Origin of the sequence: Rhodococcus sp. YH1 (assembly GCF_009939605.1) — a bacterium.
Taxonomy (GTDB): Bacteria; Actinomycetota; Actinomycetes; order Mycobacteriales; family Mycobacteriaceae; genus Rhodococcus; species Rhodococcus aetherivorans.
Window position 1 is genome coordinate 30,458 of the sequence record NZ_WVTE01000141.1, and the last position, 16,505, is coordinate 46,962.

Here is a 16,505-nt window from a genome sequence, read left to right on the forward strand (position 1 = left end):
ATGCGCCGCGAAACAGGAACGAAACACATGTCCGATTTGCGTTCACTCCGCCGAAACAGCGCGGCGCTCCGGCCGAAACATCACCACAGCATTCTTCTCTCGACGACGCGCTGACCGGCGCGGCCAACAGGGAGGTTGCAGTGGAGGAAGTGGTGAACACCGGCGACGCGGCATGGATGCTGATATCGGCGTCCCTGGTGCTGTTGATGACGCCCGGTCTGGCGTTCTTCTACGGCGGCATGTCGCGCACCAAGGCCGTCCTGAACATGATGATGATGTCCTTCGGGGCAATGGCGGTCATCGCGGTGATCTACGTGCTGTGGGGCTGGTCGATGTCCTACGGCACCGAGGACATCGGGGGCATCTTCGCCAACCCGTTCCAGATGTTCGGTCTGCAGGGTGCCATCTACGACGACGCCGGTGAGTTCCTGCCCGGCCTCGGCGACTACCCGCAGATCATCGACATCGGCTTCCAGGTCACGTTCGCGGTCATCACCACCGCTCTCATCAGCGGTGCCCTCTCCGAACGCGTGAAGTTCGGCACCTGGCTGGCCTTCTCCGGAATCTGGGTCACCCTCGCGTACTTCCCCCTCGCCCACATGGTGTGGGGCGGCGGCCTGCTCTCCGGCTCCGCGGACGGCCTCGCCGCCAAGATCTTCGGCACCTCCGACGACGGAGAAGGCGGGCTCGTCGCGACCGTGGCGCCCATCGACTTCGCCGGCGGCACCGTCGTGCACATCAACGCCGGCATTGCCGCGCTCGTCCTGGCGCTGATCATCGGCAAGCGCGCGGGCTTCGGCCGCACCGCCTTCCGTCCGCACAACCTGCCGTTCGTCATGCTCGGTGCCGCCCTGCTGTGGTTCGGCTGGTTCGGCTTCAACGCCGGTTCCGCGTTCGCCGCCGACGGTGTGGCCGGCCTGGCCTGGGTCAACACCACCACCGCCGCGGCCGCCGCGATCCTCGGCTGGCTCCTCACCGAGCGCATCCGCGACGGCAAGGGCACCAGCCTCGGTGCCGCCTCGGGTGCCGTCGCCGGCCTCGTCGCCATCACTCCGGCCGCCGGTGCGCTCAGCCCGGTCGGTTCGATCGTGCTCGGCGCGATCGCCGGCGTCCTGTCCGCCCTGGCGGTCGGCCTGAAATACAAGTTCGGCTACGACGACTCGCTCGACGTCGTCGGCGTGCACCTCGTCGCGGGCCTGTGGGGCACCATCGCGATCGGGTTCCTCGGCACCGAGACGGGCCTGTTCTACGGCGGCGACTACAAGCAGCTCGTGATCCAGATCGTCATCGCAGTCTTCGCCCTGGTCTACACCGGCATCATCACCGCGATCGTCGCCTTCGCGCTCAAGCCGCTCGGCTGGCGGGTGTCGGAGGAGGAAGAGGCACGCGGCATCGACGAGGCCGAGCATGCGGAGTCGGCATACGACTTCGCCGCCGCCCTCAAGTGATAAGAAGACATCAGGGCACTGGAGACTGGGAAGGGATGAGGATATGAAGCTGATCACGGCAATTGTCAAGCCGTTCACCCTCGAGGACGTCAAGGCAGGCCTCGAGCAGGCGGGTGTGCTTGGCATGACCGTCAGCGAGGTGCAGGGATACGGTCGCCAGAAGGGCCACACCGAGGTCTACCGCGGAGCCGAGTACTCCGTCGACTTCGTTCCCAAGGTCCGCGTCGAGGTCGTCGTCGACGACGCCGCCGTCGACAAGGTGGTCGAGACCATCGTCGAGGCCTCCCGCACCGGCAAGATCGGCGACGGCAAGGTGTGGGTCACCCCGGTCGAAACGGTCGTCCGAGTGCGCACCGGTGAACGAGGCGCCGATGCACTCTGACCCGAAGGGGTCCGGAACTCGCGGCCCTGGTCCCGCTGCCTCCGCGGCGGGATCGGGGCCGCCGGTGTCTCCGGGGCCGGCCGGATCCGGCACCGCCGCCACCGACCTCGCCCGGGCTCGTACCCAGTTGCTCGCCGGCGGCACCCGCAACCGCCGGCTCGACGCCCCCGCCCTCCGCCACGCCCTCGTCGATCTCCACGAGTTCTGGCTCGTCACCAAGGGAACCGAACTCGGAATCAAGCCCGACTGCGGCTTCGCCATCGTCGCCGTCGGCGGCCTCGGCCGCCGCGAGATGCTCCCCTACTCCGACCTGGATCTGGTCCTGCTGCACGACGACATGGACCCCGCTGTCGTGTCCCGGGTCGCCGACCGGCTCTGGTATCCGCTGTGGGACGCGCACATCAAGCTCGACCACAGCGTCCGGACCGTCCCGCAGGCCCTGCAGGTCGCCGCGTCCGACCTGACCGCCGCGCTCGGCCTGCTCGAAGCCCGGCACATCGCCGGCGACCTCGAATTGAGCAATCTGCTGATCGGCGGCGTGCGGCGGCAGTGGCGCACCGGCATCCGCAGCCGGTTCGAGGAGCTCATCGCCCTGACCGAGGCCCGGTGGGAACGCAGCGGGCAGATCGCGCACCGGGCCGAACCCGACCTCAAGAGCGGCCGCGGCGGGCTGCGGGACGTGCAACTGCTCAACGCACTGTCCGTCGCGCAGCTCACCGACGGCATGCCCGGGCTCGGGCCCGACGTTCCCGGCGGCGGGCTCGCGGCCGCGCACCGCCGCCTGCTGGACGTTCGCACCGAGCTGCACCGCGTCGCCGGCCGGGCCCGCGACCAGCTGCGCGCCCAGGATGCCGACGAGATCGGCGCCGCCCTGCGCATCGGGGACCGGTTCGACCTGGCCCGCGTGCTGACCGAGGCGGCCCGGACCGTGAGCTACTCGGTGGAGGTCGGGGTACGCACGGCAGGAAACTCGCTGCCCCGCAAGGGCCTGTCCCGGCTGCGCCGCGTCCCCGTCCGGCGCCCGCTCGACGAGGGTGTGGTGGAACACGGCGGCGAAGTGACGCTGGCCCGCGACGCGCACCCGCGCAAGGACCCCGGCCTGATCACGCGGGTCGCCGCGGCCGCAGCGCAGCACGATCTGCCGATCTCCGCGTCCACCCTCGGCCGCCTGGCCGACAGCGCCCCCGAACTGCGGGAACCGTGGCCGCGCACCGCGCTGAACGACCTGCTCGTGCTGCTCGGCTCGGGAACCCGCGCGATCGACCCGATCGAGGCGCTCGACCGGACGGGACTGTGGGGCCGGCTGCTCCCCGAATGGGGGGCGGTGCGGGATCTGCCCCCGCGCGATGCCGTGCACACCTGGACGGTGGACCGGCACCTGGTGGAGACCGCGGTGTACGCCGGCGGGCTGACCACCCGCGTCGCACGCCCCGACCTGCTGGTGCTCGGGGCGTTGCTGCACGACATCGGCAAGGGTCGCGGCGGCGACCACAGCGTCGTCGGCGCGGAACTCGCCACCCAGATCGGCCGCCGGATGGGCCTGTGGCCGTCCGACGTCGCCGTGCTGTCCGCGCTGGTCCGCCACCATCTGCTGCTTCCGCACACCGCGACCCGCCGTGACCTCGACGACCCCGCCACGGTGGAGTCCGTCGTCGAGGCCATCGACGGCGACCCGGTGCTGCTCGAGCTGCTGCACGCCCTCGCCGAGGCGGACTCGCTCGCGACGGGCCCGGGGGTGTGGGGCGACTGGAAGGCGGCGCTCATCCGGGAGCTGGTCCGGCGCTGCCGGCTGGTGATGGCGGGGGAGGAGCTGCCGAGACCGGACCCGATCGACCCCCAGCTCGCCGAGCAGGCGGAACAGGGCGGCATCCACGTCGAGCTCCAACCCGGCGAGAACCCGCACGCCTACACGGTGACGGTGGTCGCGCCCGACGAGCCGGGCCTGCTGTCCGACGCCGCCGGGGTGCTGGCCCTGCACGGCCTGCGCGTGCTGTCCGCCTCGGTGGGCAGCCACGCCGGTAGTGCCGTCAACAGCTTCGCCGTCGCGCCGCTGTTCGGGGCCCCGCCGCCGGCGGGTCTGCTGCGGCAGGAACTCATCCGGGCCCGCGCCGGGGACCTCGACCTGCTCGCCACGCTCGACGCGAAGGAGCAGGCGGCGAGGGAGGCGCAGCTGCCCGAACGCCCGGAGCGGGCCGTGCCGGGCACCTACGCGCAGGCGCCGCCGCACCTGATCTGGATCGACGCCCCGGATCCGGGGCAGGCGATCCTCGAGCTGCGCGCCGAGGACCGGCTGGGCATGCTGTGCCGGCTCGCGGACGCGTTCGAACGGTGCGGCACCGACGTGCGCTGGGCCCGGGTTTCCACCCTCGGCCGCACCGTCGTGGACGCATTCTGCATCGATCTGGGAGGTTCCGACACCCGGGAGAACCGGGAGCGGGTCGAGCGGGCGGTGCTCGCCGTGGTGCCCGCTCCAGAGCCGAAGAAACCCGAGGACAAGGGCTGAGGGCGGGGCGGCCGCTCGTGCACGTGCGAGAACTCGTGCCGCGAGCGGCTACCCTGGAGCGCAGAACTGTCCGCATCTTCGCCAGACCCAGGAGCGCATTCGGTGTTCGAATCCCTTTCCGACAGGTTGACCGGAGCCCTCAAGGACCTGCGCGGCAAGGGGCGCCTCTCCGACGCCGACATCGACGCGACCGCCCGGGAGATCCGCCTGGCGCTGCTCGAGGCCGACGTCGCCCTGCCCGTGGTGCGCTCGTTCATCGCCAAGATCAAGGAACGAGCCAAGGGCGCCGAGGTACACGGCGCGCTGAACCCCGCCCAGCAGGTCGTCAAGATCGTCAACGAGGAGCTCGTCGGGATCCTCGGCGGCGAGACCCGGCGGCTGCAGTTCGCCAAGACCCCGCCCACGGTGATCATGCTCGCCGGCCTGCAGGGCTCCGGTAAGACCACCCTCGCCGGCAAGCTCGCCAAGTGGCTCAAGGACCAGGGCCACACCCCGCTGCTGGTCGCCTGTGACCTGCAGCGGCCCGGCGCGGTCACCCAGCTGCAGATCGTCGGTGAACGCGCCGGTGCGTCCGTGTTCGCCCCGCACCCCGGCACCTCCATCGGCGGCGGCGAGAACCCGCTCGGCATCACCGCCGCCGACCCGGTGAACGTCGCCCGCGACGGCGTCGCCGAGGCCCGCGCCAAGCACTACGACGTGGTCATCGTCGACACCGCCGGCCGCCTCGGCATCGACGAGGAGCTGATGGCCCAGGCCGCCGGCATCCGCGACGCCGTGCAGCCCGACGAGACGCTGTTCGTGCTCGACGCGATGATCGGCCAGGACGCCGTGAGCACCGCCGAGGCGTTCCGCGCCGGTGTCGGCTTCACCGGCGTGGTGCTCACCAAGCTCGACGGCGACGCCCGCGGCGGTGCCGCGCTCAGCGTCCGCGAGCTGACCGGTCAGCCGATCCTGTTCGCGTCGACCGGTGAGAAGCTCGAGGACTTCGACGTCTTCCACCCCGAGCGCATGGCCAGCCGCATCCTCGGCATGGGCGACGTGCTCACCCTCATCGAGCAGGCCGAGCAGGTCTTCGACGCCGAGCAGGCCGAGGCCACCGCCGCGAAGATCGGTTCCGGTGAACTCACCCTCGAGGACTTCCTCGAGCAGATGATGGCCGTGCGGAAGATGGGCCCGATCGCGAACCTGCTCGGCATGCTGCCGGGTGCGGGACAGATGAAGGACGCCCTCGCGAACGTCGACGAGAAGCAGCTCGACCGGATCCAGGCGATCATCCGCGGCATGACGCCGGCGGAACGCGCCAACCCGAAGATCATCAACGCCTCCCGGCGGCTGCGCATCGCCAACGGCTCCGGCGTCAAGGTCTCCGACGTCAACCAGCTCGTCGACCGGTTCTTCGAAGCCCGCAAGATGATGGCCGCGATGGCCGGGCGCATGGGCATGCCCGGATCCCGCAAGCCGCAGCGCGCGAAGAAGGGCAAGAAGGGCAAGAAGGGCGGCCGCGGGCCGACCCCGCCGAAGATCAAGGGCGGATTCCCCGGTGGCATGCCCGCCGGCATGCCCGGCATGGGCGGGATGCCCGCCGGGTTCCCGGACCTGTCGAAGATGCCGAAGGGCCTCGACGAGCTGCCCCCCGGCCTCGAGAACTTCGACCTCTCGCAGCTGAAGTTGCCGAAGAAGTAGTCCGCCGTGGCGTTCACCCTGCGCGGACGGTCCCTGCCGGACGGCGAACCGATCGAGCTGTGGATCGGCGACGACGGCACGTTCGCCGCCGAGCCGATCCCCGGGGCCGAGCTGCTCACCGCCGACGGCTGGATCCTGCCCGGTCTCGTCGACGCCCACTGCCACGTCGGGATCCGCTTCGGCGGCGGCGCGGAGGACGCGGACGGGCTGATCGCGCAGGCCGTCACCGAGCGCGACGCCGGGGTGCTGCTGCTGCGCGACGCGGGATCCCCGGTCGACACCCGGCACCTCGACGAGCGGGCCGACCTGCCGCGGATCGTGCGCGCGGGACGGCACATCGCCGCCCCCAAGCGCTACATCCGCGGGCTGCCCGTCGACCTCGAAGACGAATCGCAGCTTCCGGACGAGGTGGTTCGCCAGGCCCGCGCGGGGGACGGCTGGGTCAAGCTCATCGGCGACTGGATCGACCGCGGCACCGGCGATCTCGCGCCGCTGTGGTCGGACGGGATCCTCGTCGAGGCGATCGCCGCGGCCCACCGCGCGGGAGCGCGCGTGACCGCCCATGTGTTCGGGGAGGACGCGCTGCCCGGCCTGCTCGCCGCCGGCATCGACTGCCTCGAACACGGCACCGGGCTGACGGACGACACGATCGCCACCATGGCCGCGCAGGGCACGGTCCTCGTGCCGACCCTGGTCAACATCGAGAACTTTCCCGAGATCGCCGACTCGGCCACCCGGTTCCCGGTCTACGCGGCGCACATGCGGGACCTGCACGCCCGTGTCGCGGACACCGTCGGCGCCGCCCACGACGCCGGGATCCCGATCTACGCCGGCACCGATGCCGGCGGCTCGGTGCGGCACGGTCGCATCGCCGACGAGGTCGCCGCCCTCGGCAAGGTGGGGCTGACCCCGACCGAGGCGCTCGGCGCCGCCAGCTGGACGGCCCGGGCCTGGCTGGGGCATCCGAGCCTCGAGCCGGGCGCCCCCGCCGACCTGACGGTGTACGAGCTGGATCCGCGGACCGGGCCGGACGTGCTGGCCCGGCCGGGCCTGGTGATGCTCCGGGGTGCCGTCGTCACCCGCCGCGCCGCCTTCGCATGACCGTCCCCGAGCCACCCGACCCGGAGACCGCTGCGGCCCCGCCCCGGCCCGCGCCCTCGCCCTCCGCGCACCGGTGGGGCCTCCCGGCCGCGCTGGTGGTGCTGGCCGTGAACCTCGCCGGCTTCACGCTGGGACCGGTCCTGGCCGGGGAGGGCTTCGTCGCCGAGACATACGTGCTCGCCATCATGGCCCCCACCCTGCTCGCGGGGGCGGCGGCCGTGGCGTTCAGCGTGTGGCGTGGCTGCGGACCCGTCGCAGACTTCGGACTGCCGCGGTCGTGGCCCGAGTTCCGCAACCAGCTCGGAATCGGTCTGCTCGGTGGGGGAATCGCTCTGCTCGGCGCGCTGATCCTGGCAGCGATCCTCGTCGTCGCCCTCGGCATCGACGCCGCCGATTCCCCGCTCACCGCCCTGGTCGGGTTGCCCACGGTGTGGAAACTGCTGCTCGTGGCCTGGGTGTGGTTCGGCGCCCCGCTCGGCGAGGAGCTGATGTTCCGCGGCATGCTCTGGGGGGCGCTCGAACGCCGGCCCGAGCGATGGTGGGGACGCCCGATCGGCGTCCTGACGATCACCACCGTCGTGTTCGCCATGTGGCATCAGGAGTGGTGGCGGCTGCCGGTTCTGTTGTGGGGCGGAGCGGCGATGGGGTTCGCGAGGCTGCGCGGCGGGTCGGTGTTCTCCTCCTGGGTGGCGCACTCGCTCAACAACACCCTGCCCGCGCTGAGCCTGCTGTTTCTGCTCTGACCTCCCGTTTTCGTCCCGGCGAGCGGATCTGGCAGAATGGATCGCTGTCGTCGCATCCGGTTACGTACCGCGCGGCGGTCACAGGATAGAGGCAAAACCGGGCGTGCCAGAAGGGCACGTCGTCCGAATTGCACGTGACAGGCGTATTTTGCATGCGCTGAAGGAGATTCACAGCAGTGGCTGTCAAGATCAAGCTCACCCGTCTCGGCAAGATCCGCAACCCGCAGTACCGCATCGTGGTTGCCGACTCGCGCACCCGCCGCAACGGCCGCGCCATCGAGACCATCGGCAAGTACCACCCGAAGGAAGAGCCCTCGCTGATCGAGATCGACTCGGAGCGGGCCCAGTACTGGCTCGGCGTCGGTGCGCAGCCGACCGAGCCGGTCGAGAACCTCCTCAAGATCACCGGCGACTGGCAGAAGTACAAGGGTCTCCCCGGCACCGAGGGCACCCTGCGCAAGGCCGAGCCGAAGCCGTCGAAGCTCGAGCTGTTCCAGGCCGCCCTCGCGCAGGCCGAGAACGCGCCGGCTGCCGAGGCCGTCACGCCCAAGAAGAAGAAGGCCGCCAAGGAAGACACCGCGGAGGAGTCCTCCGTGTCCACCGAGGCTGCCGAGTAATGAGCACCGTTGTCGCCGATGCCGTCGAGCATCTCGTCCGTGGGATCGTCGCCAACCCCGACGACGTGCGCGTCGAGCTGATCACGGGCCGTCGGGGGCGCACCGTCGAGGTGCACGTGCACCCCGACGATCTCGGCAAGGTCATCGGCCGCGGCGGCCGCACCGCGACCGCCCTGCGGACCCTCGTCTCCGGCATCGGGGGCCGTGGGATCCGCGTCGACGTCGTCGACACCGACCAGTAGGCGCGCCGCGGTGGAGCTCGTGGTGGGCCGTGTCGCCAAGTCGCACGGCATCAAGGGTGAGGTGGTCGTCGAGGTTCGCACCGACGAACCCGAGGAGCGCTTCGCCGTCGGCGCCGTGCTGCACGGCCGCAAGCCCCGCGAGCAGACCCTGCAGACGTACACGGTGGAAGCCGCCCGGGAACACTCCGGGCGGCTTCTGCTGCGCCTGCGGGGGATCGCCGACCGCAGCGCCGCCGACGCCCTGCGCGGCACCCTGTTCCTCGTCGACAGCTCCGACCTGCCGCCGTCCGACGACCCGGACGAGTTCTACGACCACGAGCTCGAGGGCCTGGCCGTACGCATCGTCGCGGGCCGGCCCGACGCCGGCACCGAGATCGGTACCGTTCGCGAGGTGCTGCACACCGCCGCCGGCGAACTGCTCGCCGTCCGCCCGGCCGGCGACGAACGGCGCGAACTGCTGATCCCGTTCGTCACCGCGATCGTGCCGACGGTGTCGCTCGCGGGCGGCGTCATCGAGATCGACCCGCCGGAGGGTCTGCTCGACCCCGACTTCGGCTCGGAGACATAACCTCCCGTGCGATTCGACGTCGTCACCATCTTCCCCGAATACCTCGAGCCGCTGCGCGTCGCGCTGCTCGGCAAGGCCATCGACAAGGGCCTCGTCTCCGTCGGGATCCACAACCTGCGGGACTGGACCCACGACGTGCACAAGGCCGTCGACGACTCCCCGTACGGCGGGGGACCGGGCATGGTCATGAAGCCCACGGTGTGGGGGCCCGCCCTCGACGACGTGCTCGCCGGCCCCGACGGCGAACCCGACCCAGACGTGCTGCTCGTCGTCCCCACCCCGGCCGGCGTGCCGTTCGACCAGGCCACCGCGCAGCGCTGGGCCGGCGAGAAGCGCATCGTGTTCGCCTGCGGCCGCTACGAGGGCATCGACCAGCGCGTCTTCGACGACGCCGCCCGCCGGGTCCGGGTCGAAGAGGTCAGCATCGGCGACTACGTCCTCATCGGCGGCGAGGTCGCCGTCCTCGTCATGACCGAGGCCGTCGTGCGACTGCTGCCCGGCGTTCTCGGCAATCAGCAGTCCCACCAGGAGGACTCCTTCTCCGACGGCCTCCTCGAGGGCCCCAGTTACACCCGCCCCGTCAGCTGGCGCGGCCTCGAGGTGCCGCCGGTGCTGCTGTCCGGGGACCACGCCAAGGTCGCCGCATGGCGCCGGGAGCGGGCGCTCGAGCGCACCCGCGAACGCCGACCCGACCTGCTCGCCGACTGACCGGTCACGGTCAGTGCGCGCCGACGCCGCCGAACACCGTGCGGACCACCTCGGTGACCGTGTCCCGCGCGTGCTGCGCACTCGCATCCCCGGTCACGTCGAACAGCGCCGTGTCCGGCAGATCGGCCCACCGGTCGTCGCCGTCGTCGTAATGCACGAGCTCGCGGGCGAGCACCACCAGCACATACCGCTCGTCCTCGCCGACGAACCCCGTGGACAGGTGGATCCAGCGCCCGTCGAGGCAGCACATCCAGCCCTGCTTCACGCCGAGTCCCGTCGTGTCGACCAGCCCGTCCGGCAACCCGAAATGCTGGTCGTACCCGTCGGCGCCGACCGGAGCGGCGGCCCGCAGGTGCCCGACGATCGTCGCGCGGCCCCACTCGTCCAGCCCGCCCGTGCCGTCGAGCAGGTCCGCGTACCAGGTGAGCAGGTCCGACGCGGTGGTGACGGTGTTCCACCACAGCCCGTCCGCGGGCGCGACGGTGCCGGTGAACGCGTGCCGTGCGGCGGTGCGCTCGACGATCTCCGAGTCGCCGTGCCGGAACCACAGGTCGTTCGCCGCCGAGTCGTCCGACGACTCGAGCATCGCGGTGATCCGGTCGTAGTCACTGCCGCCGAGCGGCAACTCGCCGGTCGCCGCCCGGTACAGCAGGTCGTCGGCGATGAACAGCTTGGCCACCGACGCGGTCTCGATCGGCGCGTCGACGCCCCCGACGACTCGGCGCCCGGTCCGACGATCGAGCGCGGCGATCGTCACGTCGGCGCCGCGTCCGGCGGCGGTCGCCGCCGCGGCCGTCATCCGGTCGGGCAGCGAACCGAACGGTTCCAGCGGGCCCGGGGACTCGACGGCGGCGGATGGCAGGGCGACCGGCGACACGACCGGCTCCGGGCCGCACGCACCCACCGTCGCCGCCGTCAGCAACGACAGCGCCAGCACCGCCCAGCGGCCGCCGCGCACCCGGGACATTCCCACGCTCCTGTAGTCGATTGTCCGGCGAGCTCGCCCCACCGTCCACCTCGGAGACGGGCGCGCCCACGCGCGTCACCGAGGGCGGAGGAAGGATAACGGTAGGGTCGACCGCTGTGACGACCGCTCTCAAGACCGTGAATCAGCGCATCGCCGAGGAACTCGACGTCCGGGAAGGTCAGGTCGCCGCGGCGGTCGACCTGCTCGACGGCGGCGCAACGGTGCCGTTCATCGCGCGCTACCGCAAGGAGGTCACCGGCGCGCTCGACGACGCCCAGCTCCGGCAGCTCGAGGAACGCCTGCGATACCTGCGTGAGCTCGACGAGCGCCGCACCGCGGTGCTCGAATCCATCGAGTCGCAGGGCAAGCTCGACGACGAGCTGCGCACGCAGATCCTCCTCGCCGACACCAAGGCCCGGCTCGAGGACATCTACCTGCCGTTCAAGCCGAAGCGGCGCACCAAGGCGCAGATCGCGCGGGAGGCCGGCCACGAGCCCGTCGCAGACGCCCTGATCGGCGACCCCACCACCGATCCCGCGCAGTACAGCGCCGAACAGCTCGACGGCGCCCGCGCCATCCTCGTCGAACGCTTCGCCGAGGACGCCGACCTCGTCGGCGAACTGCGTGACGCGATGTGGACCCGCGGACAGCTGAAGTCCACCGTGCGTCCCGGCAAGGAAACCGAGGGCGCCAAGTTCGCCGACTACTTCGACTTCTCCGAGCCCTTCACCGACCTGCCCTCGCACCGCATCCTCGCGGTGCTGCGCGGCGAGAAGGAGGAGGTACTCAGCCTGTCGCTCGAGCCGGACACCGAGGAACCCGAGCCCGGGCAGCGCACCTACTTCGAAGGCCGCATAGCCGCCCGCTTCGGCATCGCCGACGAGGGCCGGCCCGCCGACAAGTGGCTCCTCGACACCGTCCGCTGGGCGTGGCGCACCAAGCTGCTGGTCTCCCTGGCCCTCGACACCCGTATGCGGCTGCGGCAGTCCGCCGAGAAGGACGCCGTCGACGTGTTCGCCGCCAACCTGCGCGACCTGCTGCTCGCCGCCCCCGCCGGCACCCGGCCGACGATGGGACTCGACCCCGGCTTCCGCACCGGCACCAAGGTCGCCGTCGTCGACGCCACCGGTAAGGTCGTCGCGCACGACACGATCTACCCGCACCAGCCGCACAACAAGTGGGACCAGGCCCTGGCCACCCTCGCGCGGCTCGTCGCGCAGCACGGGGTGGAACTGATCGCGATCGGGAACGGCACCGCCTCCCGCGAAACCGATGCCCTCGCCACCGAGTTGATCGCCAAGTCCGGTGCCACGAATCTCACCAAGATCGTGGTGTCCGAGGCCGGCGCGTCCGTGTACTCGGCGTCGGCGTACGCGTCGAAGGAACTGCCGGATCTCGACGTGTCGATCCGCGGTGCGGTGTCCATCGCCCGGCGCCTGCAGGACCCGCTCGCCGAGCTCGTCAAGATCGATCCCAAGTCCATCGGCGTCGGCCAGTACCAGCACGACGTGTCCGAGACGATGCTCGCCCGCTCCCTCGGTGCGGTCGTCGAGGACGCGGTGAACGCCGTCGGCGTGGACGTCAACACCGCCTCGGTGCCGTTGCTCGCCCGGGTGTCGGGCATCGCCTCGTCCCTCGCGGAGAGCATCGTCGCCCATCGAGACCAGCACGGCCCGTTCCGCACCCGCAAAGCCCTCACGGACGTGCCGCGCCTCGGTCCGAAGGCGTTCGAGCAGTGCGCCGGCTTCCTGCGGATTCTCAACGGCGACGACCCGCTCGACACCTCGAGCGTGCACCCCGAGGCGTACCCGGTGGTGCGGCGCATCGTCGAACGGAACGGCGGCGACGTGCGCGAGCTCATCGGCAACACCGCGGTGCTGCGCCGGCTGCGGCCGGCGGAGTTCGTCGACGACCGCTTCGGCCTGCCCACCGTCACCGACATCATCGCCGAGCTCGAGAAGCCGGGCCGCGACCCGCGCCCGGAGTTCAAGACCGCGACGTTCGCCGCCGGCGTGGAGAAGGTCGCAGACCTGAAGCCCGGCATGGTGCTCGAGGGTGTGGTCACCAACGTCGCGGCGTTCGGCGCGTTCGTCGACGTCGGGGTGCATCAGGACGGCCTCGTGCACGTGTCCGCGATGTCCCGCAGCTTCGTCCAGGACCCGCACGACGTCGTCAAGTCCGGCGAGGTGGTCAAGGTCAAGGTGCTCGACGTGGACGTGCCCCGGCAGCGGATCAGCCTGACGCTGCGCCTCGACGACGAGATCCCCGCCCCCGGTGCCCCCGCCGGCGGTGCCGACCCGGGCGGTCCGCAGGACCGCGGCGGGCGCCGGCCCGGCGGCCAGCGGCAGGGTGGGAAGCGGCAGGGCGGACAGCGGCAGGGGCAGGGCGGCCGCCGCGGGGACCGTCGCCAGGACGCCGCGCCCGCCGCCGGATCGATGGCGGACGCGCTGCGGCGTGCCGGATTCGGCAAGTAGATGCGCCCCGGGCCGCGCCGACTACCGGCGCGGCCCGGTTCCTGACATCCTCGGGAGCATGCAGCCCACGGTGACGACCGGCCGCGCGCCGAAGGACCCGCTCCGCCTCGTCGACGGCGTTCCGAGGGCGATTGCGCGGTGACTGCGGTGACCGAGTGGTTGCAGCGCGAGATCATCGAGCGCGGGCGGCTGCCGCTGCTGTTCTTCCTGCTCGGATTCCTCCTCGCGTTCCTCTTCATCCGATTCAGCGTCCGCATGATCCGCGCCCAGGTGCGCTGGTGGCCCGGCAATGTCACCCCCGGCGGGCACCACGTGCACCACGTGGTGTTCGGCGTGGTCACCATGGTGATCGCGGGCGGGTCCCTGATCGCGGTCTACGAGGACGGTACGCAGACCACCGGAGCGGCCCTGGCCACGCTCTTCGGCATCGGGACCGCGCTCGTGCTCGACGAGTTCGCCCTGATCTTCTATCTCAACGACGTGTACTGGGAGCAGGAGGGACGCGTCTCGGTGGATGCGGTCTTCGTCGCGATCGCCGTCACCGGCCTGGTGTTGCTCGGCCTGCAGCCCCTCGAGTTCGCCGACGTCACCAACTTCCGGGAGGACCCGTCGTGGGTCACCCGCACGCTGATCGCCCTCTCCGCGCTCGCAAATCTCGCCCTCGCGGCGGTCGTGCTGGCCAAGGGCAAGATCTGGACGGGCCTGATCGGCCTGTTCGTCTTCCCGCTCCTGGTGATCGGCGCGGTGCGCCTGTCGCGGCCCGGCGCCCCCTGGGCGCGGTGGCGCTACAGCGGCAAGGTCCGCAAGATGCGCCGCGCGATCGAACGCGAGAGGCGCTATCGGCGCCCGGTGATCCGGGCGAAGATCTTCGTGCAGGACCTCGTCGCGGGCAAACCGACGATGGACACCGTGCACGGGGCCGTCGAGCACTCCCGCGTCGCCGCCGAAGCCGAACTGGCCCGCACGGTGCACGCCGCGCCCCCGCCGATTTCCGCCACCCCGGCACCGTCTGGCACAATTGACGGGTTGCCCGGCTCGGGCACGCATACCTGACCTGGGCACGAACCAGTCGAGCACCGCCTTCCGGCGGATGCCGCTCGGTTCCTCTGCTCATGCGAACAAGCGAGGATGACAACCGATGAACACCCTGGACTTCCTGGACGCCAAGTCCCTGCGCGACGACATTCCGGACTTCCGTGCCGGCGACACCCTGAACGTGCACGTGAAGGTCATCGAGGGCTCCAAGGAGCGCGTGCAGGTCTTCAAGGGCGTCGTGATCCGTCGCCAGAACGGTGGCATCCGCGAGACCTTCACCGTGCGCAAGGTGTCGTTCGGCGTCGGCGTCGAGCGGACCTTCCCGGTGCACAGCCCCAACCTCGCCAAGATCGAGGTCGTCACCCGCGGTGACGTGCGTCGCGCCAAGCTGTACTACCTGCGCGAGCTGCGGGGCAAGGCCGCCAAGATCAAGGAAAAGCGCTGACCTCGTCGCGCTGACCGCCAGGCCCCGAGTAGCCCGGTCCGGATTCGTTCCGGGCCGGGCTACTCTGATTCGGTGGCAGATTCATCGCGAGACCCGGCCGTGCCGGAGATGCAGCAGCGCAGCACCGACGACACGCCCGAACGCGATCGGAAACAGGACAAGAAGGAGAAGTCGTTCCTGCGGGAACTGCCCGTCCTGATCCTCGTCGCACTCGTGCTGAGCTTCCTGCTCCAGACCTTCGTCGCGCGGGTCTACCTCATCCCCTCGGAGTCGATGGAACCCACGCTGCACGGCTGCCCCGGCTGCACCGGCGACCGGATCGTCGTCGAGAAGATCGGCTATCGCTTCGGCGACCCCCGGCCCGGCGACGTCGTGGTCTTCCGTGGCCCCGACTCCTGGTCCACCGGCTACGTCTCCACCCGCTCCGACAACGTCGTGATCCGCGGCGTGCAGGAGGTAGGATCCCTCGTCGGACTCGTCCCGCCCGACGAGAACGACCTCGTCAAGCGTGTGATCGCCGTCGGCGGGCAGACCGTCGAATGCTGCGACGACCAGGGCCGCGTCCTCGTCGACGGCAAGCCCCTCGACGAGCCGTACATCGAGATGGACTTCCCGTTCACACCCGGCGTGGTCACCTGCGAGACCGAGGTGCGCTCGGGCCGGTGCTTCGGGCCGGTCACCGTGCCGGACGGTCACCTCTGGGTCATGGGCGACAACCGCTCGAACTCCGCGGACTCCCGCTACCACGTCGCCGACGAGAACCAGGGCACCATCCCGATCGACAACGTGATCGGCAAGGCCCTGTTCATCGTCCTGCCGCCGTCGCGGTGGGGCACCATCGATTCCCCGGAGATCCAGCAACCGTGACGTCGTGGCCGCCGCGTGCCGTGATCCGCAGGTCCGCGGGCCTGCGCACCATGGAGTCGACGCTCGTGCGGTGCGGGCTCGGGCCGGTCGCGGGTGTCGACGAGGCCGGGCGCGGCGCCTGCGCCGGGCCGCTGGTCGTCGCCGCCTGCATCCTCGATCCCAAACCGCACCCGTCGCTCGCGCGCCTCGACGACTCCAAGAGGCTCACCGAGAAGACCCGCGAGGAGTTGTTCCCGATCATCCGCCGTCGCGCGGTGGCGTGGAGCGTGGTGATCGTGCCGGCGGCCGAGATCGACGTCATCGGCGTGCACGTGGCCAACATCGAGGGCATGCGCCGCGCGGTGATGCGGCTGTCCGTCGCGCCCGGGTACGTCCTCACCGACGGCTTCCGCGTGCCCGGCCTGCCGGCGCCGTCGTTGCCGGTCATCGGCGGCGACGCCGCGGCGGCCTGCATCGCGGCGGCGAGCGTGCTCGCCAAGGTCACCCGGGACCGGATCATGGTCGACCTCGACGGCGAACTGCCCGGCTACGGCTTCGCCGTCCACAAGGGCTACAGCACCCCCGCGCACATGGCGGCATTGCGGGACCTCGGCCCCAGCCGGGAGCATCGGCTGCGGTACGCCAACGTTGCCGCCCTCCTCGGCGACGACGCCGGCCCCGGCCGATTCGGCTCCGACGAGGCGGATGCGGGATGATGGATCAACACACCAGAACGGGAGGAC

The 16,505-nt window shown here is 71.1% G+C and carries 16 protein-coding genes; 15 read left to right on the forward strand and 1 reads right to left on the reverse strand.

The window, feature by feature from the left end; genetic code table 11:
* Window positions 1–140: 140 nt before the first annotated feature.
* From AIIKEEIJ_RS12350 to trmD, 10 genes are all read left to right on the forward strand, one after another.
* Window positions 141–1,448: an ammonium transporter gene (locus AIIKEEIJ_RS12350; RefSeq protein WP_029543203.1), complete on the forward strand. Its 1,308-nt coding sequence runs from the start codon at window positions 141–143 to the stop codon at window positions 1,446–1,448.
* Between the two features lie 43 nt (window positions 1,449–1,491).
* Window positions 1,492–1,830, forward strand: coding sequence for a P-II family nitrogen regulator (locus AIIKEEIJ_RS12355; RefSeq protein WP_006933679.1), 339 nt, complete (start codon window positions 1,492–1,494; stop codon window positions 1,828–1,830).
* Complete coding sequence (locus AIIKEEIJ_RS12360; protein ID WP_006933681.1) at window positions 1,820–4,333, forward strand: [protein-PII] uridylyltransferase; 2,514 nt, start codon at window positions 1,820–1,822, stop codon at window positions 4,331–4,333. Before AIIKEEIJ_RS12355 ends, AIIKEEIJ_RS12360 begins: the two co-directional genes overlap by 11 nt.
* A gap of 102 nt (window positions 4,334–4,435) precedes the next feature.
* A complete protein-coding gene (gene ffh / locus AIIKEEIJ_RS12365) occupies window positions 4,436–6,016 on the forward strand; it encodes a signal recognition particle protein (RefSeq protein ID WP_006933683.1) in 1,581 nt (526 codons plus the stop codon).
* A gap of 6 nt (window positions 6,017–6,022) precedes the next feature.
* Entirely contained in the window at window positions 6,023–7,117 is a 1,095-nt protein-coding gene (locus AIIKEEIJ_RS12370; RefSeq protein ID WP_006933685.1) for an amidohydrolase family protein, read from the forward strand.
* Entirely contained in the window at window positions 7,114–7,860 is a 747-nt protein-coding gene (locus tag AIIKEEIJ_RS12375; protein WP_161995758.1) for a CPBP family glutamic-type intramembrane protease, read from the forward strand. The genes AIIKEEIJ_RS12370 and AIIKEEIJ_RS12375 overlap by 4 nt, the downstream gene beginning before the upstream one ends.
* A 176-nt stretch (window positions 7,861–8,036) precedes the next feature.
* Window positions 8,037–8,477 (forward strand): 30S ribosomal protein S16, encoded by a 441-nt coding sequence (rpsP, locus tag AIIKEEIJ_RS12380; protein ID WP_006933690.1) that lies wholly within the window; start codon window positions 8,037–8,039, stop codon window positions 8,475–8,477.
* On the forward strand, window positions 8,477–8,719 hold the full coding sequence (locus tag AIIKEEIJ_RS12385) for an RNA-binding protein (RefSeq protein ID WP_006933693.1): 243 nt from the start codon (window positions 8,477–8,479) through the stop codon (window positions 8,717–8,719). The genes rpsP and AIIKEEIJ_RS12385 overlap by 1 nt, the downstream gene beginning before the upstream one ends.
* A 10-nt stretch (window positions 8,720–8,729) precedes the next feature.
* Window positions 8,730–9,287 carry a ribosome maturation factor RimM gene (rimM, locus tag AIIKEEIJ_RS12390; protein WP_161995759.1) on the forward strand — a complete coding sequence of 186 codons (558 nt, stop codon included), beginning with the start codon at window positions 8,730–8,732 and terminating at the stop codon, window positions 9,285–9,287.
* A gap of 6 nt (window positions 9,288–9,293) precedes the next feature.
* On the forward strand, window positions 9,294–9,995 hold the full coding sequence (trmD, locus tag AIIKEEIJ_RS12395) for a tRNA (guanosine(37)-N1)-methyltransferase TrmD (RefSeq protein WP_006933695.1): 702 nt from the start codon (window positions 9,294–9,296) through the stop codon (window positions 9,993–9,995).
* Window positions 9,996–10,005: 10 nt separating this feature from the next.
* On the opposite strand, the gene AIIKEEIJ_RS12400 is transcribed toward trmD, so the two are convergent.
* Entirely contained in the window at window positions 10,006–10,962 is a 957-nt protein-coding gene (locus AIIKEEIJ_RS12400) for a hypothetical protein (protein WP_161995760.1), read from the reverse strand.
* 116 nt (window positions 10,963–11,078) lie between these two features.
* Here AIIKEEIJ_RS12400 and AIIKEEIJ_RS12405 point away from each other — a divergent pair, with 116 nt between their 5' ends.
* The 5 genes from AIIKEEIJ_RS12405 (at window position 11,079) to AIIKEEIJ_RS12425 (ending at window position 16,478) form a co-directional block, all read left to right on the forward strand.
* On the forward strand, window positions 11,079–13,436 hold the full coding sequence (locus AIIKEEIJ_RS12405) for a Tex-like N-terminal domain-containing protein (RefSeq protein WP_161995761.1): 2,358 nt from the start codon (window positions 11,079–11,081) through the stop codon (window positions 13,434–13,436).
* Between the two features lie 147 nt (window positions 13,437–13,583).
* Window positions 13,584–14,489: a hypothetical protein gene (locus tag AIIKEEIJ_RS12410; protein WP_029543207.1), complete on the forward strand. Its 906-nt coding sequence runs from the start codon at window positions 13,584–13,586 to the stop codon at window positions 14,487–14,489.
* A gap of 85 nt (window positions 14,490–14,574) precedes the next feature.
* Entirely contained in the window at window positions 14,575–14,916 is a 342-nt protein-coding gene (gene rplS, locus AIIKEEIJ_RS12415; RefSeq protein WP_003939017.1) for a 50S ribosomal protein L19, read from the forward strand.
* Window positions 14,917–15,024: 108 nt separating this feature from the next.
* Window positions 15,025–15,783 (forward strand): signal peptidase I, encoded by a 759-nt coding sequence (gene lepB, locus AIIKEEIJ_RS12420; RefSeq protein ID WP_202916961.1) that lies wholly within the window; start codon window positions 15,025–15,027, stop codon window positions 15,781–15,783.
* Entirely contained in the window at window positions 15,780–16,478 is a 699-nt protein-coding gene (locus tag AIIKEEIJ_RS12425) for a ribonuclease HII (RefSeq protein WP_006944319.1), read from the forward strand. The genes lepB and AIIKEEIJ_RS12425 overlap by 4 nt, the downstream gene beginning before the upstream one ends.
* Window positions 16,479–16,505: the final 27 nt, after the last annotated feature.

What these genes read in the sequence shown, in the direction of transcription:
- AIIKEEIJ_RS12355 (WP_006933679.1), top strand. Translation starts at nt 1,492, where the DNA reads ATGAAGCTGATCACGGCAATTGTCAAGCCGTTCACCCTCGAGGACGTC.
- AIIKEEIJ_RS12360 (WP_006933681.1), top strand. Translation starts at nt 1,820, where the DNA reads ATGCACTCTGACCCGAAGGGGTCCGGAACTCGCGGCCCTGGTCCCGCT.
- AIIKEEIJ_RS12375 (WP_161995758.1), top strand. Translation starts at nt 7,114, where the DNA reads ATGACCGTCCCCGAGCCACCCGACCCGGAGACCGCTGCGGCCCCGCCC.
- AIIKEEIJ_RS12385 (WP_006933693.1), top strand. Translation starts at nt 8,477, where the DNA reads ATGAGCACCGTTGTCGCCGATGCCGTCGAGCATCTCGTCCGTGGGATC.
- AIIKEEIJ_RS12400 (WP_161995760.1), bottom strand. Translation starts at nt 10,962, where the DNA reads ATGTCCCGGGTGCGCGGCGGCCGCTGGGCGGTGCTGGCGCTGTCGTTG.
- rplS (WP_003939017.1), top strand. Translation starts at nt 14,575, where the DNA reads ATGAACACCCTGGACTTCCTGGACGCCAAGTCCCTGCGCGACGACATT.
- lepB (WP_202916961.1), top strand. Translation starts at nt 15,025, where the DNA reads ATGCAGCAGCGCAGCACCGACGACACGCCCGAACGCGATCGGAAACAG.